Raw genomic sequence first — 21,442 nt, 5'->3', positions numbered from 1 at the left:
TAAAAATAGATCAAATTTAATTTTTTACATTTATCGAATGTTTTCAAAATTTCAAAATCATCTCCTTTCAAGATTTTCCTTTTTGGAAGATAAGAAGTTATTTCTCGCTGTGAGCGGAGGCCTGGACAGTATGGTTTTGCTGTATTTATTAAAGCATTTGCCTTATGAAATCGCTGTTTTGCATTGCAATTTTCAGCTTCGCGGATTGGAAAGTTTTGGTGACCAGAACTTTGTTAAACAGTATTGCGACGAAAATAATATTCCGGTTTTTATCACTCAATTTGACACGGAAGCTTTTGCGAAAGATTATAAACTATCAACTCAGGTTGCTGCCCGTGAATTACGTTACAGCTGGTTTTATGAACTTCTGGAAACAGAACAGTTTGATTACATTCTGACAGCACATCATGCCGATGATAATCTTGAGACCTTCCTTATCAATTTAACACGAGGCACTGGTCTTGACGGATTAACGGGAATTCCGGAACAGAATGATAAAATTATTCGTCCGCTTTTGCCTTTTTCAAGAGATGAAATCCTTCAGTATGCAGAGGAAAATAACATAGAATGGAGAGAAGACAGCAGTAATGCCTCCAATAAATATCTTCGCAATAAAATCCGCCATGATTTAGTTCCGATTTTAAAAGAGATCAATCCTGGTTTTTTGAGTGCATTTCAAAAAACGCAGTCTTTTTTGCAGGAATCACAGGAAATGGCTGAAGATGCATCGATTATGATTTATCAGCAGGTTGCGAAAGAAGAAGGGGAGGATATTCATTTCGATTTGAATCAGCTTAAAAAGTTACCCAATTATAAATCGTACCTGTATCAATGGCTGAATGAATTTGGATTCCTGGCGTGGAATGATATTTATGATTTGGTTGACGGGCAATCCGGAAAACAAGTGTTTGCTGAAGAATTCCGGTTGTTGAAAAACAGGGATACTTTGATTTTAAGTCCGGTTCCGGAAGTTCACGAAAATGCAGTATATCAAATTAATGAAACGGATTCAGAAGTTAATTTTCCCTTAAGATTGAAGCTTTGTCGGGTAGATGACATTACAATAGAATCAAATAGGACTATATTTGTGGACGAAGAAAAAATCCGTTTTCCTTTGGTTTTACGTAAATGGAAGGAAGGAGATGTTTTTCATCCTTTTGGCATGCAGGGGAAATCTAAAAAAGTGAGTAAGCTTTTCAAAGATGAAAAATTATCCCTCATAGACAAAGAAAAAATCTGGATTTTGTGTTCTGATAAACAGATTGTCTGGGTTATTGGAATTCGACAGGACGAACGCTTTAAAATAGAAAATACTACAAATAAAATACTTAAAATAGAACTACAATAATGAACTTTAATCAATCCCGTCAAACGATTACATCAAAAAATGGTTGGAATAAAACCATTGTATTTTTGTTGTTTTTCATTTTTGCTTTTGCAAAAGGTAATGCCCAAATTCTTGAACCGGTAAAATGGACCGCTAAAATCGAAAAGAAATCAGGAAGCAATGCTGTTCTGATTTTTGATGGAACAATAGAAAAAGAATGGCATATGTATTCCCAATTTACGCCAGACGGAGGTCCGCTTCCTTTGGAAATTGTGTTTAAAAACCAAAAAGGGAATTATAACCTGGTAGGAAAAGCCAAAGAAGGAAAAACCAAGACCGCCTTTAATGATGTTTTTGGTGTTAATGAAACTTTTTTTGAAGGTAAAGCGCACATCGAACAGGAAATTACGATTACAAATCCAAATCTGAAAACTGTTGAAGTAGATTTTGATTTTCAGGTTTGTAAAGAAGTTTGTATCAATTCAAATAAAAAATTCTCGATTGTAGTTCCGTCCTCATTCAAAATGGAGGCCGTTGCTGCGGTTTCAGAAGTGAAACTTGATGAAACAAAAAGACCGGGGCTGGTAGTTGATACTATAGATAAAGCAGTGGTGACTGCTGCATCAGAAAAAGCAAAAGCAGCGGTTGCACAAACTCCCGATAAAGAAGAGATTCCGGTTAAGGCTCCGCAAAGAAGCTTGTGGTCTATCTTTTTTATTGCCTTTTTATCCGGTTTTGCGGCATTGTTAACGCCTTGTGTGTTTCCGATGATCCCGATGACGGTAAGTTTCTTTACCAAGCAAAGCAAAAGCAGGGCAAAGGGAATCAGAAATGCTATTTTTTACGGTTTCTCAATTATTGCTATTTATGTGATATTAGGTTTGATTGTAACCAAAATATTTGGTGCTGACGCCTTAAATGCGTTGTCTACAGATGTCTGGTTTAACCTGATATTCTTTGTGATACTTATTATTTTTGCTACCTCATTTTTGGGAGCTTTTGAAATTATGCTTCCAAATTCATGGGGAAACAAAGTAGATCAGCAGGCAGACAGAGGTGGAATAATAGGAATATTGTTTATGGCTTTAGCGCTGGCGATTGTCTCTTTTTCCTGTACAGGTCCAATTGTCGGAACTTTATTGGTTGAAGCGGCTTCCAATGGCGGAATTGCTCCTGTAATAGGAATGTTGGGCTTTTCATTAGCTTTGGCATTGCCTTTTATGCTGTTTGCGATGTTCCCGGGCTGGTTGAATTCTTTGCCAAAATCCGGTGGCTGGCTGAATACGGTAAAAGTAGTTTTAGGATTTTTAGAATTGGCTTTGGCTTTCAAATTTTTATCCAATGCCGATTTGGTTTTACAATTGCATTTTCTGGAAAGAGAAGTTTTTATAGCGATCTGGATCGCGATATTTGCAGCCCTGACGTTGTACTTATTCGGAAAAATTACCTTACCACACGATAGTCCGCTACAGCATATTTCGGTGGGAAGATTATATCTGGGATTGCTTACGCTGATTTTTACCGTTTACCTGATTCCTGGACTTTGGGGCGCACCTTTGAAATTGATTAGTGCATTCCCGCCACCGCCGCAATATAGTGAAAGTCCGCTTGGTGTGGGAGGTTCAGGTGTTTCAAATGCCGGTTCAGAAAAAGGTTTGCCGGAAGGAGCAGAATTAGGGCCGCATGGCATAATGGTTTTTCATGATTACGAAGATGGACTGGCATTTGCAAAATCGGTCAATAAACCCATTATGCTTGATTTTACCGGTTATGCTTGTGTGAACTGTCGTAAAATGGAAAATAATGTCTGGTCAGACGAGAGCATTTTACCCATATTAAAAAATGATGTGGTATTGATTTCTCTTTATGTTGATGATAAAAGGGAATTGCCGAAAAATGAGCAGTTTAAAACAGCTTCAGGTGATGAAATTATTACGGTTGGTGATAAATGGACCGATTTTATGATCTCAAAATATAAAACGAATACACAGCCTTTATATGTGATAACGGATCTGGAAGGTAAAAATTTAAATACTTCAAAACCTACTATAAGTTATGTTGGCGTTGACGAATATTTGCAATGGCTGAAAGTGGGGATTGGGAATTTTAAATGATTTGAGTGGGGTGTGTAAGAGTCACGAATAAAGAATAAAGAGTCAAGAATAAAAGAGTCAAGAAGAAAGAGTCAAGAATATAGAATATGTATTAGTTAGGTTCGATTTAATTCAAATAAACAGCCCTCTGGTTTTAATCAGAGGGCTGTTTTGTTTTTTGTTATGTTTGAAATTTAAATTTCTTACAGGTATTCTCCGTGTTGAGAGATATCTAAACCTAGTTCTTCTTTTTCTTCAGTAACTCTTAGAGGAGTGATTTTATTTACTACAAAGAATAAGATGTAAGAACCTACGAAAGCGAAGATAGAAACGGCTACCAAAGCAATCAATTGGTTGATAAACAAGGTCGGTGTACCGAAAATCAAACCTTGGTTGTCTCCAACTACAGGGTTGATGGCTTTTGAGGCAAAAACACCAGTTAACAACATTCCTACCATTCCACCAACACCGTGACAGGCAAAAACATCCAAAGCGTCATCAATTTTTCCTTTAGGGAATTTGCTTACTACAAGGTTACTTACGATAGCAGCAAAAGCTCCGATGAAAATAGCATGAGGAATACTTACGAAACCAGCGGCAGGAGTAATAGCAACAAGACCTACAACAGCTCCGATACAAGCGCCAAGAGCTGATAATTTGTGTCCGATTATTTTGTCAAGGAAAACCCATGCCATTGCAGCAGCTGCAGCAGCAACAGTTGTAGTTCCTAAAGCCTGAACAGCTAATCCGTTTGAACCTAAGGCAGAACCTGCATTAAAACCAAACCAGCCGAACCATAATAAACCTGTTCCTAATAATACATAAGTAATTCTTGCAGGATTAACTTTTTGAATTTTTCTTTTTCCTAAGAAGATCGCTCCGGCCAATGCAGCCCAACCAGCACTCATGTGTACTACTGTTCCTCCGGCGAAGTCTAATACTCCCATTTTAAAGAAAACTCCGTCAGGATGCCACGTCATGTGTGCTAAGGGAGCATATATAACTAATATGAATAAAACCATGAATAATAAATAAGCCCAGAAACGAACACGTTCTGCAAAAGCACCAGTGATTAAAGCAGGTGTAATGATGGCGAATTTAGCCTGAAATAATGCGAATAACATGAAAGGAATTGTTGGGGCAAGACTCCATGCAGTATTAGTACCGACACCCTGAAAGAATAAATTAGGAAGAGGGTTTCCGATAATTCCTCCAATCGTAGGTCCAAATGCCAATCCGAAAGCAACTACTACCCATAAAATAGTAACAATTACCATGGCCATAAAACTTTGCAGCATGGTACTGATAACGTTTTTCTTACCTACCATACCTCCGTAGAAAAATCCAAGTCCCGGTGTCATAAGCAGTACAAATGCAGTTGCTACAATCATCCAGGCTGTGTCTCCTGTATCAAACTTTACAGCTTCTGCAGGTATCGGGTTATCTGTTAAGATGAAGTTCGAGACAAAGGTTAGTACCAAAATAGTGATAAGAATCACACTTAAAATAATTTTTCGCATAGTTATTTAGTTTTAAATTTTTGATAAAAATATAAAATCATTCGACACCCCTATAAAAAATAGAGTCTAATGTTTGATTTTTGTTAATTTTTCATTTTAACCCCCATTGTTTTGCGTGTATTTGTTAAAATAGATATAAAATTTACAATTTAGTAATCTTGAAATCATCAGAAAAGGGTTTTTATGTGCTCTGTTAACATAAAACCGGTATAATAATTCTGAATTTAAGAGTAATAACATCTGTATCTTTAATGATCTTATTTAAAATGTAGATTTTTTTCAAATAAAAAGGCGCCAAATGAGTTTTCAATTGGCGCCTTACTTTTATGTTTAATCTACTTATTTCTGATTGTACTTTGCTTTAAACTTATCGTCTAATTTAGTTTGAAAAGTTTCCAGATTAATGGTTCTTCCCTGAATAAAGGCAGCCGTAAGTTTATTTGTTCTCATGTCTAAAGCATCTCCTTCAGAAATAAATAATGTCGCATCTTTACCTGTTTCCAGTGTACCGCAGCTAGAATCAATTCCCAGTAATTTTGCCGTATTTGAGGTTATTAACTGTAAAGCCTTTTCTTTATCTAAACCAAAAGCAGCACAGGTTCCGGCAAGAAATGGTAAATTTCTTGTGCTCATACGCTCATGGTCTCCACTATTCTCAAGACCAACAAGTATACCCTTGTCAGTAAGTATTTTAGCTATTTTATACGGCAGGTTTACATCCTGATCATCACTCGTTGGCATATCATGTACACGTCTAAGTAATACTCCAATAGTATATTTCTGCAGAAGATCGGCACATTTATAGGCTTCAAATCCGCCAATGATTACAATCTTTTTAATCTGATTGTTAACAGCCAATTGTATTCCGTCCATAATTTGTTTCTCTTCATCTGCATGGATATAAAGCGTTTGTGATCCGTCAAAAAGGGATTTTGTAGCTTCCAGTACTATGTTTTTTTCTTTTGCTGCAGTTTGGTTATAGGCTTTGGCATTGGCCAGGAAAGCATTTATTTCTTCCACCTGTTTCGGATAATCTTTATTAGGTTCTACTATTCCGGGTTCAAACCACGATCCGGATCTTCTGAAAGTAGACGGGAAATTAAGATGAATGCCGTCGTTTTCTTTTAAAACAGCATCTTTCCAGCTCCAGGCATCCAGTTGCACTACAGAAGAGGTACCTGATATTCTGCCGCCGCGCGGAGTGATCTGCGCGATTAAAATTCCATTGGGACGTACGGTTTCAACGACCTTTGATTCTGAATTGTAAGCAATGATACTTCTTACATTTGGATTAAAACTCCCAATTTCTTCCTGATCATCCGATGATTTTACGGCATCTATTTCTACCAGACCAAGGGTAGAGTTCGGGGCAATAAATCCGGGATAGATCTGTTTGCCGCTGGCATCAATGGTGGTATCATAGGCACCAGCAGCAAGTCTGATTGTAGTGGCATCCGCAACCAAAGTGATTTTTCCATCCTTAAATCCAATAGCACTGTTTTCAATCACGGTTCCGTTGCCTAAGTGTGCTGTGGCATTTAAAATCAAAATGGATTTGGTTTGTTTCTGAGCCGGTATTTGCTGTGCATTTACTGCAAGTGACGCACAAAACAAGAGCAGCAATATATAGAGGTGTTTGTTTTTCATTTTATCTGTTTTTTTAACTTTGAAAATTAGCTGACGGTGCCATTATTATTGTTCTAAAGTATCGCAGTGATACTCCTTTTTTTCTTTTTTGGCAGGTTTCTGTGTGCTTGCTCCTTTGTTTTTCTCCTGTAGCATCTGACCAATCAGAAGACTTCTTTCTTTGGCAATAGACAGTTGTTTTTCGGCATCTTTTTCAATATCAAAATAAACAACCCCTTCGATAATTGTTTTTTCGGCTTTGGCATAAATAGACAAAGGATTGTCGCTCCATAAGACTACATCGGCATCTTTGCCTACTTTAAGACTTCCTGTTTTATCGTCAATATGTAAAAGCTTGGCAGGATTCAGCGTAACAAATTTCCAGGCTTCTTCCTCAGAGATATTTCCGTATTTTACAGCTTTCGCCGCTTCCTGATTTAATCTTCGGGACATTTCAGCATCATCAGAATTGTAAGCAACCACTAATCCGGCATTGTGCATGATCGGTCCGTTAAACGGAATCGCGTCATTCACTTCAAATTTATAAGCCCACCAGTCTGAAAAGGTAGAAGCTCCTACACCATGTTCTTTCATTTTATCAGCGACTTTGTACCCTTCCAGAATGTGAGTGAATGTGTTTACCCTGAAATTGAATTTTTCAGCAACATTCATCAACATCAAAATCTCGGATTCAATATAGGAGTGGCAGGTAATAAATCTTTCCTTGCTGAGGATTTCAGCTAAGGTCTGCAATTCCAGATCCACTCTTGGTGCTTTTCCTTTTTTGGAACCCGAATTAAATGTTTTCCAGCTTTCGTCATATTCTTTTGCACGTTGAAAATAATCCGTAAAAACCTGTTCAACTCCCATTCTTGTTTGTGGAAAACGGGTTGGATTCTGAATGCCCCAATTGGCTTGTTTTACATTTTCTCCTAAAGCAAATTTGATAAACTTAGGCTGATTTTTATATAACATGTCGTCCGGAGCCGATCCCCATTTCCATTTTACAATCGCCGAGCGCCCGCCAATTGGATTGGCAGATCCGTGTAACAATTGTGAAATCGTTACGCCTCCGGCCAGATCTCTGTAGATATTAATATCCTCAGAATTGACTACATCCTGAATGGTAACTTCTGCTGTCGAGTTGTGACCGCTTTCGTTTACACCCCGGGAAATGGCAATATGCGAATGTTCGTCAATAATACCACTTGTGATATGTTTTCCTTTGGCATCAATTACAACCGCTGACGGATCTGAAAGGTTTTTGCCCACTGCGGCAATTTTTCTATTTTTAATTAAAACATCGGTTTCTGTTAAAATACCTTCTTTTTCATTGGTCCAGACAGTGGCATTTTTGAATAGTAAGGTTTGTGCCGTTAGTTTTTTTGAATCCCCAAAAGCAACGTTAGGATAAGTAGTCGGAAGGATTGGATTTGGTTTTTCTGCTTTAATCGTATCTTTTACTTCCGTAAAAAGACTTGTTCTTTTCGCATTCCAGATCAGTTCGCTTCCGTCTGAAAGCACTGCTTTTCCGGACAGAATTTCCGGTTTTTCTACCAATCCGGTCAAACGCGTAAAATTAGATTTAATCGTGTCGCCGGGTTTTAATACCAGAGAAATCCAGTTTTTAGAAAAGTTAAAAGTACTATTTACTTTTGCAGCAGCTACCGTCGTTATTTCAGATTTCGGAGCTATTTGCGTTCCGTCAATTTTCCATTTATAGGTATCATTTCCAATCGTTAGCTCATAGTTACCACGAATATCTTTCGCCATGATATCATTGACTACATATTTGGTTCCCTGAACCCAGTTCTCGTATAGAACGGTTTTTTCATCGAAAATTTCACCGGACGTAATCACGAAATTGGCATAACTGCCGGTTTTTAAACTTCCGATTTCATTGCTTTTTCCTAAGATCGCAGCCGGAATTGTGGTTAACGATTCCAAAGCTTTCGTTTTGTCAAAACCATATTTTATGGCTTTTAATAAATTAGTTTTAAAGTCTTCCGTTTTCTTCAGTTTATCGGTTGTTAAAGCAAAAACAATTCCGTTATCGGAGAGCACTTTAAGGTTGGCAGGAGCCTGATTCCAAAAACGCATATCGGCCAGTTCGATCTGATTGGATAAGTACGGATTGGAAACATCATACGCTTCAGGGAAACTGATCGGAATAATAAATTGGGCTTTCGTATTTTTGATCTCTTCGATTCTTTCGAATTCATTTCCACTGCCTTTTAAAACGTAGTTTAAACCAAATTCTTTGGCAATTTTAGCCGCTCTTAGGCTGTTCAGTTTGTCTTCAGTAGCAAATATCTGAACCAGTTTTTCGTTGGCAGCCAGCGCTTCCAGCGATAAATCCCTGGTTTCGGAATTCCCTTTTTTATACCAGTCCAGATCCAGATACATCTGACGCAGCAGGGCCATCATCCCCATTAAGGAACTCGGATATGCCTGATTGGTTAGGGAACTTCTGGTAAAAGCAAAATGATTGGTAATTTTGTCTGCTATAATTTGTTTGCTGTTTTCTGTATTATTCAGGGCTACTAACACTCCGGTTCCCTGTGCCACTCCGTCAGCAATATGGGTACCCACAACGCCAAAGCCGGCTTTTAATAATTCTTCGGCTTTTGCAGTGTCATATTTAAAAGTTTCGTATCCGTTTAATTCAGGACGAATACTTTCATTCCAGTAATAGCCCACTCTTTTGGTGTCATATAAAGGACTGCGGTCGCCGTCAGGATTTAGGTTTCTTTTTGGTTTTTCAATTCCGAAACTGGTATAAATATCAATAAAGGAAGGGTAAATAGTTTTTCCTTCAAGATCTATAGTGATACTATTTTTAGGGATAGAAACGGTATTTCCGACCGCCACTACTTTACCGTCCTGAATCAGTAAAGTTCCCTTTTCGATTTTTTGGGTTGGCGAAACATAGATGGTAGCGTTCGTAAAAACAGTGTAATTTTTAGTTTTGTTCTGCACGCTTTCATTAACAGGGAAATAATTTTGTGCCTGTGTTTTTGTTAAAAAAACAGAGAAAAAGAGTAAGAGTAAGGCTTTTTTCATAGGTTATTTGATGATTTGATGCTAAAAATATGAAATATATGTTATACTGCTTTTGTTTTTTTTAAAATGTTTTTTCTTTATTTTACACATTATTAGGTAATCCTTTGATTTAGGGCTTTAAAGAATTTTATGACAAATAAGAACAGGATAAAATGGGGGATTATTGGCCTCGGAAATATTGCCAGCCAGTTTGCGACTGATTTGCTATTGCTGGAGGATGCCGAATTGAAAGCAGTGGCGTCCCGAAATAAGGAAAAAGCAACTGAATTTGCCGAAAAATACCACTGTACAAAAGCCTATGATTCGTATGAAGCGCTTTTTGCAGACGTTCAGGTGGAGATTGTTTACATCGCCACGCCGCATGATTCCCATGCGGAATTAACTATAAAAGCGTTAGAAAGCGGTAAACACGTTTTGTGTGAAAAACCAATGGCACTCTCGTATCAGGATGCCGTTCGTATGACTGAAGCTTCGAAAAAGTACAACAGGTTTTTTATGGAAGCCTTCTGGACCCGTTTTATTCCGTCTGTTCAGGAAGTGTTAGAAAAAGTAAATCAGGGCATAATTGGCGACCTAAAAAGCATACAGGCCGATTTTGCTTTTTATGCCGACGAAGCAGCAGGAGGAAGGCTATTTGATAAAAATCTTGGCGGAGGAGCTTTATTCGATATTGGCGTTTATCCGCTGTTTCTTTCTTATGTGCTCCTTGGACTTCCAAAAGAAATTACAGCCAAATCTCTCCTTCATAAAAACGGAATCGATCTGCAGACCGCTATGCTTTTGCAATACCAAAACGCGCAATCTGTTTTACAGGCTTCTATACTTTATGATGGTGATATAAAAGCTACAATCAACGGAAATCAGGGCCGAATAGAACTTAATACCCCGTGGTTTATGGCGGATGGTTATGCTGTTTTTAAAGACGGAAAGGAAGAAACTTTCTGTTTGCCCAATTTAGGGAAAGGGTATGCACATGAAGCTATAGAATGTCACACCTGTATTCAAAACCATCAAATCGAAAGTAAATTGTGGTCGCATCAGAACAGTCTGGATTTGAGTAAAATGGTGGAAGAAGTGAAAAATCGGATTGGGCTAAATTTTTAAACATTAATATTTTGTAGTAAAAAAGCTATAAATTAAATATTTTTAATTAGTTTTAAAAACATTTAATAAAGAATACTATGTTGATTAAAGTTTACGGCAGCGCTGTTTTTGGAGTAGAAGCCACAACGATTACCATTGAGGTAAATATTGATAAAGGAATTGGGTATCATTTGGTGGGTTTGCCTGATAATGCCATAAAAGAAAGCAGTTACCGGATTGCGGCAGCTTTGAAGAACAATGAATATTCGCTTCCCGGGAAAAAAATAACCATCAATATGGCTCCTGCTGACTTGCGAAAAGAAGGTTCGGCTTATGATTTGCCGTTGGCAATCGGAATTTTGGTAGCGTCCGATCAGATCAAAGCACCAGAAGTGGATCGATACATTATCATGGGGGAACTTTCGCTTGACGGAGGTCTGCAGTCCATAAACGGCGCTTTGCCCATTGCCATAAAAGCCAAAGAAGAAGGTTATAAAGGTTTTTTCCTGCCGAAACAAAATGTAAAAGAAGCCGCGATTGTGGCTGGTCTTGATGTGTACGGAGTTGAAAATTTAAAAGAAGTAATCGCTTTTTTTGAGGGAAAAGGAACTCTGGAACCTACTACCATTGATACCCGAACCGAGTTCTACAAAACACTGGACTTTCCTGAATTTGATTTTTCGGATGTACGCGGACAGGAAAGTATCAAACGTTGCATGGAAATAGCTGCTGCTGGCGGACACAACATCATCCTGATTGGCCCGCCCGGAGCGGGAAAAACGATGCTTGCCAAAAGACTGCCCAGCATTTTACCGCCCATGACGTTGCGGGAAGCTTTGGAAACCACCAAAATTCATAGTGTTGCCGGCAAATTAAAAGAAGTGGGGTTAATGAACCAGCGGCCGTTTCGAAGTCCGCATCATACGATTTCCAATGTCGCTCTGGTAGGCGGAGGGAGTTACCCGCAGCCGGGTGAAATTTCAATGGCACACAACGGCGTTTTATTTTTAGACGAATTGCCGGAATTCAAACGGGATGTTCTCGAGGTGATGCGCCAGCCGCTGGAGGATCGCGAGGTCACTATCTCACGAGCCAAGTTTACGGTCACCTATCCGTCATCGTTTATGCTGGTGGCGAGTATGAATCCGAGTCCGAGTGGCTTTTTTAACGATCCAAGTATGCCCAATACTTCCTCACCACACGAAATGCAGCGTTATATGAGCAAAATCTCCGGGCCTTTATTGGACCGGATCGACATTCATATCGAAGTGACACCGGTTCCTTTCGAAAAATTAGCAGATGACCGAAAAGCCGAAAGCAGTGTTGAAATCCGAAAACGGGTGACTAAAGCCCGTGAAATTCAGACCAGCCGATTCGAAAATATAGAAAATATTCATTACAACGCACAAATGAGCAGCAAGCTCATCCGGGAGTTTTGCGGACTGGACGATCCATCAAAAGAATTGCTCAAAACCGCCATGGAACGACTCAATCTTTCTGCCCGCGCTTACGACAGGATCCTGAAAGTAGCCCGTACAATTGCCGATTTAGATGATTCTGCAAAGATCATTACCTCGCATATTGCCGAGGCCATTCAGTACCGAAGTTTAGACCGCGACGGTTGGCTGGGGTGAGGTTTGATTGTAGATTTTAGAATATAGATTTTAGAATATAGATTTTAGATTGTAGTATTTAGATTTATGTACGATGTCTTCCTGAGCGGAGTCGAAGGATTGTATTTTTTTTCACAAAGTCTAAGAATTGGAATTTGGAATTTCTTTTTTCGTGAAGTTAAAAAAAAAATTGGAATTTGGAATTTTTTGATTGGAATTTCGTTTGAAAAACTAAACAATATTCCAGAAACTTATTTTTCTTCTCGTTACAAAACCAAGTTTTTCATAGAGATAAATGGCTCCGGCATTACTTTCGACCACATGCAAAAACGGAATTTTATGCTGATCAAAAACGGCGTTTACCACATACGCTATCAATTGTTTGGCATATCCTTTTCCGGTGTGGTCGGGATGTGTGATAATGGCGCTAATCTCTGTGAAACCATTCATTTTCATACGCTCTCCGGTGATAGCGACTAATTGGCCTTCTTTGAAAATTCCGAAGTAATCACCCAGTAAAAAGGTTTTATTTTTGAAATAACCGGGCTGCACCAGATTGACCAGTTCGCATAGTGCTTCGTTATGTGCTGGTGTAAGCCTCACAATTTCCAGGTTAATCTGCAAATCAATTTTTTGAAAAATTACCATTTGAAGGCAAATTAGCTCTTTATTAATTTTTAGGGAATCCGGAAGAAGCGGTTTTTCGCCAACGATAAAAAAATTCTCTGTCAATTTCGCATATTGTTTTACGGCATCGGCAGTGTTTTCCGATTCTACAAAACCACCGAAGGGACAATACGCTGGATTGTAAAATTTGACACCATCATAAGCAATGGCAAATTCCTGATGGGTTTCTGCTAAAGCATTCCAAACCGGATTGTCTAATGGATGTTCTGTAGTTTTCATTGTTATCGGATTTATAAAACGTTATCTATTCCTGCACTTTCGGATAAAAGAATTTAAAGGCATTGGAAACCGCAGGATGTAAAATGGTCGCATGGTTTTCCTGAGGAAGATAATCAAAGAATACTTTTATGTTTTTGCTTTTAGAAGCTTTGATTTTTTCGGCAAGTAAATTGGCATCGGCTTCCATCACTCTTGGTATGTCGGTTGGCGTTGGTCCTTCTTTACCCACCGCAATGTAAATAGAAGTTTCCTGCTTAAAGTTCTCCTGAAATAATGGACTGTCCAGATTTAAGATCGAACCATTATCCCACCAGATACTTGGACTCACAATTACATAATGATTAAAAAGGGTTGGCTTTTTCAATAGGATTTCGGTTTCCAGCAATCCGCCTAAAGATTGTCCTATGATGGTTTTGGAAACCGTTGTTTTGTATTTTTTATCGATAAAGGGCTGTAACTCTTTTTCGATAAAGGCAATAAATTTATCAGAATGTCCAGAGGATGCATAACGTTTCTGATCTTTTTCGATGCTGGTCGGAAACGTAAAATCTCTTCTGCGGTCCACAGTGGCAATTCCAACCACAATTGATTTCGGAACCTGATTGATCCATTCGAAACTATTAAACTGTACCAGACCTGCAATGTGAATAAAGTCTTCATCGGCAGAACCATCCAGCAAATAAATCACCGGATATTTTGTGGCATCTTCGGCTTTGTACCCTTCGGGAAGGTAAAGGTTCAGGATTCGATTTTCGCCTAATTCCTTCGATTGTATTTCCTCTATAACCCCAAGGACAAAAGGTTTACTGTTTTGACCAAAAAGTAAAACAGAAGAAAAAAGTAAAAAGATAAGAGTGAAAAATTTATTCATTTTTTGGTATTTAATGACTGCTGTTGTTTGGTTTTCTTTTTGCCTGAAGTAGTTGCTCGAGATCGGTTATACTTTTTTTGCTTTCTATTTTAAAACCCAGAACAACCATGGCTACACCTCCAAAAAGCATTACGAAAGGAATAAATATAAAAGGACCTTCTTTAAGGCCGTTATTATACAGTAAAGTGTACAATGTTCCTAAGCTGGCCAAAAAGACGATTCCAAGCCAAATGCACATAAAGATTTTAACAAGATCAGGAAGCCCCATTTTTACATTTATTTTCGAACCGCTGCTATCGTCCTTAATTTCTCCTTTTATAATGGGTAAAAACGAATTTCGGTAGCTTATGGCCCTTTTGAGTTCAAATGTTGGATTGCTAATTTTACCAATATAAGGTTTGGAATAGGATATTCTCTGAGTGCCAAAACCAAAAGATTTTTCGGCTTCAATTTCATTTTGAAGATGTACCAAAAGGGCTTCTTTTTTTAATGTGGAATGATAGGTTAATTCTTCAAACGGGAGTAATTTTTTAATCATTTGTTCTGAAATCTTTTTTAGGTTATTCTTTTCTGGCGGACTTTTACGTATCGAAAATACAACTTATAATTGTAATTAAAGGTGATGTTTAAATTAAGAATGGCACAAATGTACAGTTACATTTGACTTTTCTTTGAAAAACGTAATGGTAAACCTAAACCCCAAAAAAAAAAAAACAATTCGAAAGAATCGGGATTATAAATTAAAGAGGAAACTTTATGCTTTTGAAATAATTTTCTTTACTCCAAAATCCAAAACGGTCTGCAACAGCAGAAAGGAAGCCAGCCGAGATAGCCAGGCGCAAGAAGGTTTTAATGCATATAATTGTTCTTTTTTAATTAGTATAAAGCCGTCATTATTCAGGACGGCTTTATATTTTATTAAAAGTATTGTTTATCTTTCATTTCGAAAAAAGTTACTTTGCTTCTTCAAAAATTTTATCCAGACCTTCCATCGCAATGGTAAATCCTTCTTTGAAGCCCATTTCAATAATCTTTTCCAGATCGGATAAATTTTCGTGTTTAATGGCCACATCAACAATGGTAGAATTACCCTGTTCAGAAAAAGTAACATTCCAGTCCGAACGCGGAAAATCGGTATTTAAATTTCCTTCGGCATCAGAAAAAGCATCCAGATATTTAAAGTTCGTCTTTGGGCTGATGGATGTGAAATCAGCTATTGCCCAGTGTTCTTCGCCCTGCGGTCCCAGCATCGCATAAAGTCTGCGTCCGCCAACTTTAAAATCCATACTTTTTGTTTTAGATTTCCACGGAGCAGGAGCCCACCACTGATCCAGAATTTCAGGTTCTGTCCAGGCCGACCAAACGTTTGCAATTGAAGCGTTAAATTCACGTTTTACGTTAACGGTACTGTTTTCTTTATCTACCGTAAAATTCATTAAAAGAGTATTTTTCATTTTAGTTTGCTTTTAAATTTATAAATAGTGGCAAGACCGATTTACAGGAGAGATTAGTTACTTTTTTCTTCCAGCAATTTATCCAGATTTTTAAGGATAAGTGTAAATCCTTCTTTGAAACCGGTTTCAATTATTTTTTCTAATTCCGCCAGGCTGTTTCGTTTAATGGCAATAGAAACAATTGTCAAATCGCCTTCTTCGGAGAAAGTCAGATCCCAGTAAGAACTTCCAATATTTGGATCCGGATTCGCTTCGGCATCACAGAAAGTTGAGGAATATTTAAAATTAGTTTTCGGAGAAATGGAACTGTACTCAAAAAAACTCCATCTCTCCTGATTTTCAGGGCCGACCATGGCATAAAATCTTCGTCCGCCAACTTTAAATTCCATGCTTTTTGTTTTAGACAGGAATGGGGCAGGAGCCCACCATTGGTCTAATAGTTCAGGTTCGGTCCAGGCCGACCAGACATGGTCAAGCGATGCATTGAACTCCCGTTTGATGTGTACCGTACTGTTTTCTTTGTCTACGGTAAAATCCATTAAAAGATTACTTTCCATTTTTTTTAGCTTTTAAATTCATTAATACTTGATCCAGTTGACTGAAACGGTTTTCCCAGATTTCTTTAAATTGTGCCAGCCATTGATCTATTTCTTTCATTTTGTCAATTTTAAGTTGATAGTAAATTTCTCTTCCCATCTTTTTTTCCTGCAGTAATTCACACTCATTAAGGATTTTAATGTGTTTTGAAATCGCCTGACGGGTAGTATCAAATTGTTCGGCAATTGCATTAGGGGTCAATGCGGTAGACGAAATCAATACTAAAATCGCTCTGCGGGTCGGGTCGGCAATGGCCTGAAAAATATCTCGTTTCATTTTGATTTTATTTTAATACGCAATCAATCAGTTGCAAATATATGCAACTTTTTGGTTTCGCATTATATTTTTATGATTTTTTTTACAACAGGCAAAAAAAATCCCACCTGCTTGTGGCAAATGGGAGGAAAGTAATGTGTTTGTATCTTACCTGAATCTGTTTCTGACAATGATGTCCTTTAGTTTGGCTTTTAAATCTTCTCCGGTATCAAAAACCATCTGCTCGTTATTCGGAAACGGAACGGCGCGTTTATTAAAATAGCCCAGATAGTTTTCGTCACAGGCATTTCTGTCACCGCGATAGGTAGAATAAATGTTCTCAAAAACAAACTCGCTGGCTACGGGAAAAGATTGTAGCAACTGATTGGTTTTTAAATCCAGGTAATCTACTTTGGCCGTTATCTGACAGGCTTTGTATTGTCTGTATTCGTAAATGTTGATTTTGATGGTTTTAAAATTATCCACTTTCACAGGGCGCCCCAAACTGTCTTTTACAGGATTTCCCTTGCTGTCGAAAAGTGTTTTTACGCCATCTTTAATTTGCTTTTCCTTGATAAATTCCTTCTCTTTTATTTGTTCCGGTGAAATGTAGATTTCCCTGAAATTGAGAATTAAACCATAATCATATTTGACATTTTTTTGTTTGACGCTGTGGTAAACCGTCCATTTATCATTTAATCCGTAGGTGCTGAAATCTAATAAATCGTTCTGCAATTGCTTCGGAATGATCATTTCTGTTTCGTTTGTCGCGTACACATTCACAAAGTCGGTTCCTTTAAACTGAGCGTCGTCCATCAGTTTTTTAGCATTCTTATAATTCGGATTAATGCTTTCGATATACGCCAGATCATCGTATGCTTTTCTGGAATCGAGCTTGTTCGTTGACTTTAAAAGGACTACTGCATTGTCGTATAAATATTTCGATAAAGCATTTTTACTGCTCACGATCTGGTCTGAATAATTGTCAAACGGAAACTGGGCATTTTTTCCTTGTTTTAATAACTGAAGCGGCAATAAAGGCCTGATTTTTTCCTGACGGTTAGTAAGCTGCACATACGTATTGTAGATACGCTCCAGATTGGCCGGATTTTTTTCTTTTTCCATCAGTTCCAGGCTTCGTAAATCGCGGTCTTTGGCTTTTGCGAAAGCTTCTTCGAGCAAATACACATAGTCCTGTTTTCCTTTGGAGTCTTTTTTGGTTTTCAATGCTTCTACGGCGCGGTCTATTGCACCATCATAATTGCCATCGCTTAACAGGGACTGCGTAGTTTTTACACCACATGAAAACGCCAGGAATAAAATAGAAACGAATAAAGTAATTTTTTGCATAAGGCTTGCTTTTGATGGTGTAAATATATCTGTTTTTAGCTAAATTCAGACCATGCAACTTTTAAATTTACGAAGCAGTAATTTTTGTTTTCATCATAAACATCTGTCCCGCTTTCGCCTTTATCTCTTCTCCCGATAGCTATCGGGATTCGAGGATACCGGCTCTATCGGGGCTAGAATAGGAGGTTTGGTTTTTACAATAGATTTAAGCCTGTCATTTCGACGAAGGAGAAATCACATCCCTATATTCCTCAGTCAACATAAAAATATTCTGTTTGGCTTTACTGTGCGTGACTGCTTTATGTGATTTCTCCTTCGTCGAAATGACACAAAACAACTGTAAGTATATAATGGCCATAAAGAATATGATTTTCCTAGACTGTTTCAAACTGATAATTAAGAAACTCAAACGTTGGATTAAAAGCAGTAATTAATGCAATTTTCTTATCTCTCCTCCACTTTTTTAATTCCTTTTCTCTGGCGATCGCTTCCTGAATCCAAACGAATTTTTCATAGTATACTAAAAATTCAAGATTATATTGAGAAGCAAATGTTTTGGTTTTAGTTTCGAGATTTTCTTTGTGTTGCTGTAATCTTAATTTTAAATCATTAGTTACACCTATATAAAAAGTAGAGCGATATTTATTTGTTAAAATATAAATGTAATACGAATGAAAGCCTGTCTGAGGATTTAGCATAGTAAATAATTTTTTGAACTAAATTACTTACGTTTTTTTGTACTGGAAAATTTTGTCGATTATTTAACTCACCTGTGTCATTTCGACGAAGGAGAAATCGCATCCCTATATTCCGAAATCAATATAAAAACATTCTGTTTGGCTGTACTGCGCGTGACTGCTTTATGTGATTTCTCCTTCGTCGAAATGACACGTAAAACGAGGTGCTAAATTATGCTATTAAGTATAGTTTCATTATTTCCTGCTTTTTATCTGATACGCAATTTCCCAGAGCAGAACCGAAAAAATAGCGTTGGCCATTAAAGCAGTTTTAACGCCATACGCATCATATTGTGAAAACAGATGTAAGTCTCCAAACTTTAAAGCCAGAAATAAGGCTAAAGCCGCAATGACAAGGGAAGAAAGGATGCTTAGCAATGGTGTCCACTTTAATACAAAAAGCGAAAAAATAATATTGATTACGAAAAAACCGCAGCCTAAAGTTATAAATCTGTGGTCTTTTAATTTTTCGCCCAGCAAGAGTAAAAATGAAGTCGAAAAACTATAGGTAAGAAATAATATGGAGTAGATCAGGAATCGGATTTGTAGTTTCATTTTGATATTTTTAGGGGGATGTTTGATTTTGGGGTTAAAACAAAAAAAGTACAAAGTCAGAGAAGACATTTGCACATTTTTTATTAGAAGTTCTCTACAGAGACAATTATTTTTCTTTTAGTAATTTTTCTAAATACTCTACTTTTTCTTTTTCGGACTGAACCAAACGTTCGAAAAGTTCAACTACTTTATCAAGAGGATTGAAATTACAGTGATTAGTTGAATGACTTCCTGAGTTAAACACACTATCTTTTGTGTCGTAATAGTTATGAAAATAATTAAAGACCGCTTCTTCCGAAAAATTCTTAATGGCTTCTACACTCACGCCAAGAGCCTTTGCTACTTCAACTAATTTTTCTTCGTCAATGGTTTCGCTGTTTTCCATAATCGAAACCGCCTGCTGATTGGTTCCTAAAGCCTGCGCCAGTGCTTCCTGCTTCATGTCTTTTAGTTCACGAATACGGCTGATTTTTCGCCCTATGTGATTTGGTTTTGTTGCTGTGCTCATAATTCAAAGATATTTAAAATTCTTTAAAAAATAGTAGTTGCTAAAAACAAGTTTTTATAGCGATACTTTTTTTTATTTGGATTTTCCGTGTAACAAATATAGTCTTTTTCTTATATAATTTAATAGATTTATTTAAAATTATAATTTTTTGAGTTTTCTTTTATTGTTGTGATTAGTGTGTTTTTACTAGCATAAAACTTCATCAAGATAGGTTTTTTACTTCTATTCTGCCCTTTTGACATTGTTTTTTTCATACGTCATTCCTCCGTCATCGGTCCGTCACCGATCCGTCACTCCTATATCTGAACTTTATTGGATATTTTTGTTGTTTGTGTTATTTTTCTGTCTTTTTGTCAGGGGTTTTGATGATTTGAATGGATGTTTTTCTTATTTCTTTTCTCTGTATAATTGGCTAGTTCTGTTTTTTTGTTCGTGAGCGGGCATCTCTACCGTCTTGATCTTATCATTTTAGCTCAACAAACCACTTATTGAATCAATCAACCACATAGAACCAATTTTAGCTAGATTATTAATTACAGTCTATTATTGTTTAAAAGTAAGATTAAGTTTACTTAAATAATTCGGGTTTAACTACTATTAACTTAAATAATTTTATCATGCGTAAAATAAATATTTTTTTCTATGTCTTTATTTTTATAGGCACAGCGGTCTTATTCTTGAGATGTCAAACGGAAGAAATGGAATCTAACCCTGAAAATTTTGCTGTTAAAAACGCGAAAAATTGGTTTGAAAATAATGATGTAAATCTGGAAGTCTTAGAATATACAAAAAATATAGATTGGGACAATGCTGTAATAATTGATGAAGAAGGGAGAAAAGCAGTCGAAGTGCCTCTTGTTTTAATAAAAAACACCTCTACAAATGTTATTGAAGATAAAGATTATAAAAACTACATGAGATTACTTTTTATTGAAGACAAAGAGGAAATATACAAAGTATTTAGCATTGATTATACTACTAATAATAAAAGTTTTGACAATAGTAGCAAATTTAGTCTTTATAAAACAGGAACTAATTATTCAGGATATATAACAGTTCAAAACACCAAAAAGAAAGTTTTATATTCAGGAAAATTTGAAAATGGAAAAGAGGTAAGTTTACACAATTATGGCGAAACAAAAAATACAACAAATAGACTTGTTTGTACCTACTATGTTACAGTAGGTAATTATACTAAATGTAGCTCTTGGACTTGGTTTCCTGATTATAGTCCCGGAAGTTTACCTCCTGGATATATGCCAGGCATATCAGGGCCAGTAGTCAGAACATGGTCTAGAAATATTCTATTAAATGCGCCTCAGGAAGCTAAAAAAATATTAAATAGACAAGATTACTTAAAAAGTTTTAATTTAAATTCAGGGGGAACGCTTCATGTATATGTGGATCAACCTATTGCAAATGGATCAGATGCTTACAGTGGAGTTGTAAATCCTGATGTCGGTCATACTTTTTTAGCTATAGAACAGAACGGCGTTGTTAGAGTTATAGGTTTTTACCCTTCTAATGGTGTAAATCCTTTTACTGCGCCAAGTGCAAACCCCGCATATATTAATGATAGTGCACACCCTTATGATGTTAGAATATCTCAAACATTAAATGCCTCACAACTATCTAATGTAATTTCAAATATTGTAAGTTATAAAAGCCCATATAACTTGAATACAAATAACTGCAGTGATTTTGCTCAACAGATTTCAGCAGCAGGCGGTTTGAAATTACCAAATACAGATGGATCTTGGCCAGGTGGTGGTGGTACTAATCCTGGTAATTTAGGGCAGGATATTCGAAATATGGCACTACCTTCGGGTGCTACTATAAAGACAACTGGAGGAATTGCTCTTTCTAATTCAAATTAAACTCACT

The 21,442-nt window shown here is 37.1% G+C and carries 18 protein-coding genes; 5 read left to right on the top strand and 13 right to left on the bottom strand.

The features are described from left to right. Positions 1-37 precede the first annotated feature (37 nt). Positions 38-1,348 carry a tRNA lysidine(34) synthetase TilS gene (gene tilS / locus GJU43_RS17635; protein ID WP_154342427.1) on the top strand — a complete coding sequence of 437 codons (1,311 nt, stop codon included), beginning with the start codon at positions 38-40 and terminating at the stop codon, positions 1,346-1,348. Next, positions 1,348-3,441, top strand: a complete 2,094-nt coding sequence (locus GJU43_RS17630) for a cytochrome c biogenesis protein CcdA (RefSeq protein WP_154342425.1) — start codon at positions 1,348-1,350, stop codon at positions 3,439-3,441. Before tilS ends, GJU43_RS17630 begins: the two co-directional genes overlap by 1 nt. A gap of 182 nt (positions 3,442-3,623) precedes the next feature. Here GJU43_RS17630 and GJU43_RS17625 read toward each other — a convergent pair whose 3' ends face one another. From GJU43_RS17625 to GJU43_RS17615, 3 genes are all read right to left on the bottom strand, one after another. After that, positions 3,624-4,940 (bottom strand): ammonium transporter, encoded by a 1,317-nt coding sequence (locus tag GJU43_RS17625; RefSeq protein ID WP_154342423.1) that lies wholly within the window; start codon positions 4,938-4,940, stop codon positions 3,624-3,626. Positions 4,941-5,279: 339 nt separating this feature from the next. Further along, the gene (locus GJU43_RS17620; protein ID WP_154342421.1) at positions 5,280-6,587 is read right to left on the bottom strand and encodes an amidohydrolase family protein; all 1,308 of its coding nucleotides are present in this window, start codon (positions 6,585-6,587) and stop codon (positions 5,280-5,282) included. A gap of 45 nt (positions 6,588-6,632) precedes the next feature. Next, entirely contained in the window at positions 6,633-9,629 is a 2,997-nt protein-coding gene (locus GJU43_RS17615) for an amidohydrolase family protein (RefSeq protein WP_154342419.1), read from the bottom strand. Positions 9,630-9,758: 129 nt separating this feature from the next. On the opposite strand from GJU43_RS17615, the gene GJU43_RS17610 reads away from it, so the two are divergent. Together GJU43_RS17610 and GJU43_RS17605 are read left to right on the top strand one after the other, a co-directional pair. Beyond that, positions 9,759-10,733, top strand: a complete 975-nt coding sequence (locus GJU43_RS17610) for a Gfo/Idh/MocA family protein (RefSeq protein WP_154342417.1) — start codon at positions 9,759-9,761, stop codon at positions 10,731-10,733. A 77-nt stretch (positions 10,734-10,810) separates the two neighbouring features. Then, positions 10,811-12,346, top strand: coding sequence for a YifB family Mg chelatase-like AAA ATPase (locus GJU43_RS17605; protein ID WP_154342415.1), 1,536 nt, complete (start codon positions 10,811-10,813; stop codon positions 12,344-12,346). 210 nt (positions 12,347-12,556) lie between these two features. On the opposite strand, the gene GJU43_RS17600 is transcribed toward GJU43_RS17605, so the two are convergent. The 10 genes from GJU43_RS17600 to GJU43_RS17555 all read right to left on the bottom strand — a co-directional run bounded on the left by GJU43_RS17600 (position 12,557) and on the right by GJU43_RS17555 (position 19,558). Further along, positions 12,557-13,231 (bottom strand): GNAT family N-acetyltransferase, encoded by a 675-nt coding sequence (locus GJU43_RS17600; RefSeq protein ID WP_154342413.1) that lies wholly within the window; start codon positions 13,229-13,231, stop codon positions 12,557-12,559. Positions 13,232-13,256: 25 nt separating this feature from the next. Continuing rightward, the gene (locus GJU43_RS17595) at positions 13,257-14,102 is read right to left on the bottom strand and encodes an alpha/beta hydrolase (protein WP_154342411.1); all 846 of its coding nucleotides are present in this window, start codon (positions 14,100-14,102) and stop codon (positions 13,257-13,259) included. A gap of 10 nt (positions 14,103-14,112) precedes the next feature. Continuing rightward, on the bottom strand, positions 14,113-14,640 hold the full coding sequence (locus tag GJU43_RS17590; protein ID WP_154342409.1) for a hypothetical protein: 528 nt from the start codon (positions 14,638-14,640) through the stop codon (positions 14,113-14,115). A gap of 415 nt (positions 14,641-15,055) precedes the next feature. Then, positions 15,056-15,556: an SRPBCC domain-containing protein gene (locus tag GJU43_RS17585; RefSeq protein WP_154342407.1), complete on the bottom strand. Its 501-nt coding sequence runs from the start codon at positions 15,554-15,556 to the stop codon at positions 15,056-15,058. A gap of 53 nt (positions 15,557-15,609) precedes the next feature. After that, complete coding sequence (locus tag GJU43_RS17580; protein WP_154342405.1) at positions 15,610-16,113, bottom strand: SRPBCC domain-containing protein; 504 nt, start codon at positions 16,111-16,113, stop codon at positions 15,610-15,612. Next, complete coding sequence (locus GJU43_RS17575; protein WP_154342403.1) at positions 16,103-16,429, bottom strand: helix-turn-helix transcriptional regulator; 327 nt, start codon at positions 16,427-16,429, stop codon at positions 16,103-16,105. Before GJU43_RS17575 ends, GJU43_RS17580 begins: the two co-directional genes overlap by 11 nt. Positions 16,430-16,576: 147 nt before the next feature. Further along, positions 16,577-17,758: a hypothetical protein gene (locus GJU43_RS17570; RefSeq protein WP_154342401.1), complete on the bottom strand. Its 1,182-nt coding sequence runs from the start codon at positions 17,756-17,758 to the stop codon at positions 16,577-16,579. Positions 17,759-18,132: 374 nt separating this feature from the next. Beyond that, positions 18,133-18,456, bottom strand: a complete 324-nt coding sequence (locus GJU43_RS17565; protein WP_154342399.1) for a GIY-YIG nuclease family protein — start codon at positions 18,454-18,456, stop codon at positions 18,133-18,135. A gap of 234 nt (positions 18,457-18,690) precedes the next feature. After that, positions 18,691-19,050: a hypothetical protein gene (locus GJU43_RS17560; protein WP_154342398.1), complete on the bottom strand. Its 360-nt coding sequence runs from the start codon at positions 19,048-19,050 to the stop codon at positions 18,691-18,693. 106 nt (positions 19,051-19,156) lie between these two features. Then, a complete protein-coding gene (locus GJU43_RS17555) occupies positions 19,157-19,558 on the bottom strand; it encodes a helix-turn-helix domain-containing protein (protein WP_154342396.1) in 402 nt (133 codons plus the stop codon). Between the two features lie 617 nt (positions 19,559-20,175). On the opposite strand from GJU43_RS17555, the gene GJU43_RS17550 reads away from it, so the two are divergent. Then, on the top strand, positions 20,176-21,435 hold the full coding sequence (locus tag GJU43_RS17550) for a hypothetical protein (RefSeq protein WP_154342394.1): 1,260 nt from the start codon (positions 20,176-20,178) through the stop codon (positions 21,433-21,435). Positions 21,436-21,442 lie beyond the last annotated feature (7 nt).

The sequence above is a fragment of the Flavobacterium sp. LC2016-23 genome, from assembly GCF_009674775.1.
In the GTDB taxonomy this organism is placed as follows: domain Bacteria; phylum Bacteroidota; class Bacteroidia; order Flavobacteriales; family Flavobacteriaceae; genus Flavobacterium.
Note: the sequence above shows the minus strand (reverse complement) of the source record. Positions and strands in the feature narration are given on the sequence as shown.

What these genes read in the sequence shown, in the direction of transcription:
- GJU43_RS17565 (WP_154342399.1), bottom strand. Translation starts at nt 18,456, where the DNA reads ATGCTAAATCCTCAGACAGGCTTTCATTCGTATTACATTTATATTTTA.
- GJU43_RS17550 (WP_154342394.1), top strand. Translation starts at nt 20,176, where the DNA reads ATGCGTAAAATAAATATTTTTTTCTATGTCTTTATTTTTATAGGCACA.
- GJU43_RS17600 (WP_154342413.1), bottom strand. Translation starts at nt 13,231, where the DNA reads ATGAAAACTACAGAACATCCATTAGACAATCCGGTTTGGAATGCTTTA.
- GJU43_RS17570 (WP_154342401.1), bottom strand. Translation starts at nt 17,758, where the DNA reads ATGCAAAAAATTACTTTATTCGTTTCTATTTTATTCCTGGCGTTTTCA.
- GJU43_RS17615 (WP_154342419.1), bottom strand. Translation starts at nt 9,629, where the DNA reads ATGAAAAAAGCCTTACTCTTACTCTTTTTCTCTGTTTTTTTAACAAAA.
- GJU43_RS17575 (WP_154342403.1), bottom strand. Translation starts at nt 16,429, where the DNA reads ATGAAACGAGATATTTTTCAGGCCATTGCCGACCCGACCCGCAGAGCG.
- GJU43_RS17605 (WP_154342415.1), top strand. Translation starts at nt 10,811, where the DNA reads ATGTTGATTAAAGTTTACGGCAGCGCTGTTTTTGGAGTAGAAGCCACA.
- GJU43_RS17560 (WP_154342398.1), bottom strand. Translation starts at nt 19,050, where the DNA reads ATGAAACTACAAATCCGATTCCTGATCTACTCCATATTATTTCTTACC.
- GJU43_RS17620 (WP_154342421.1), bottom strand. Translation starts at nt 6,587, where the DNA reads ATGAAAAACAAACACCTCTATATATTGCTGCTCTTGTTTTGTGCGTCA.
- GJU43_RS17595 (WP_154342411.1), bottom strand. Translation starts at nt 14,102, where the DNA reads ATGAATAAATTTTTCACTCTTATCTTTTTACTTTTTTCTTCTGTTTTA.
- GJU43_RS17610 (WP_154342417.1), top strand. Translation starts at nt 9,759, where the DNA reads ATGACAAATAAGAACAGGATAAAATGGGGGATTATTGGCCTCGGAAAT.
- tilS (WP_154342427.1), top strand. Translation starts at nt 38, where the DNA reads ATGTTTTCAAAATTTCAAAATCATCTCCTTTCAAGATTTTCCTTTTTG.
- GJU43_RS17590 (WP_154342409.1), bottom strand. Translation starts at nt 14,640, where the DNA reads ATGATTAAAAAATTACTCCCGTTTGAAGAATTAACCTATCATTCCACA.
- GJU43_RS17555 (WP_154342396.1), bottom strand. Translation starts at nt 19,558, where the DNA reads ATGAGCACAGCAACAAAACCAAATCACATAGGGCGAAAAATCAGCCGT.
- GJU43_RS17630 (WP_154342425.1), top strand. Translation starts at nt 1,348, where the DNA reads ATGAACTTTAATCAATCCCGTCAAACGATTACATCAAAAAATGGTTGG.
- GJU43_RS17580 (WP_154342405.1), bottom strand. Translation starts at nt 16,113, where the DNA reads ATGGAAAGTAATCTTTTAATGGATTTTACCGTAGACAAAGAAAACAGT.
- GJU43_RS17625 (WP_154342423.1), bottom strand. Translation starts at nt 4,940, where the DNA reads ATGCGAAAAATTATTTTAAGTGTGATTCTTATCACTATTTTGGTACTA.
- GJU43_RS17585 (WP_154342407.1), bottom strand. Translation starts at nt 15,556, where the DNA reads ATGAAAAATACTCTTTTAATGAATTTTACGGTAGATAAAGAAAACAGT.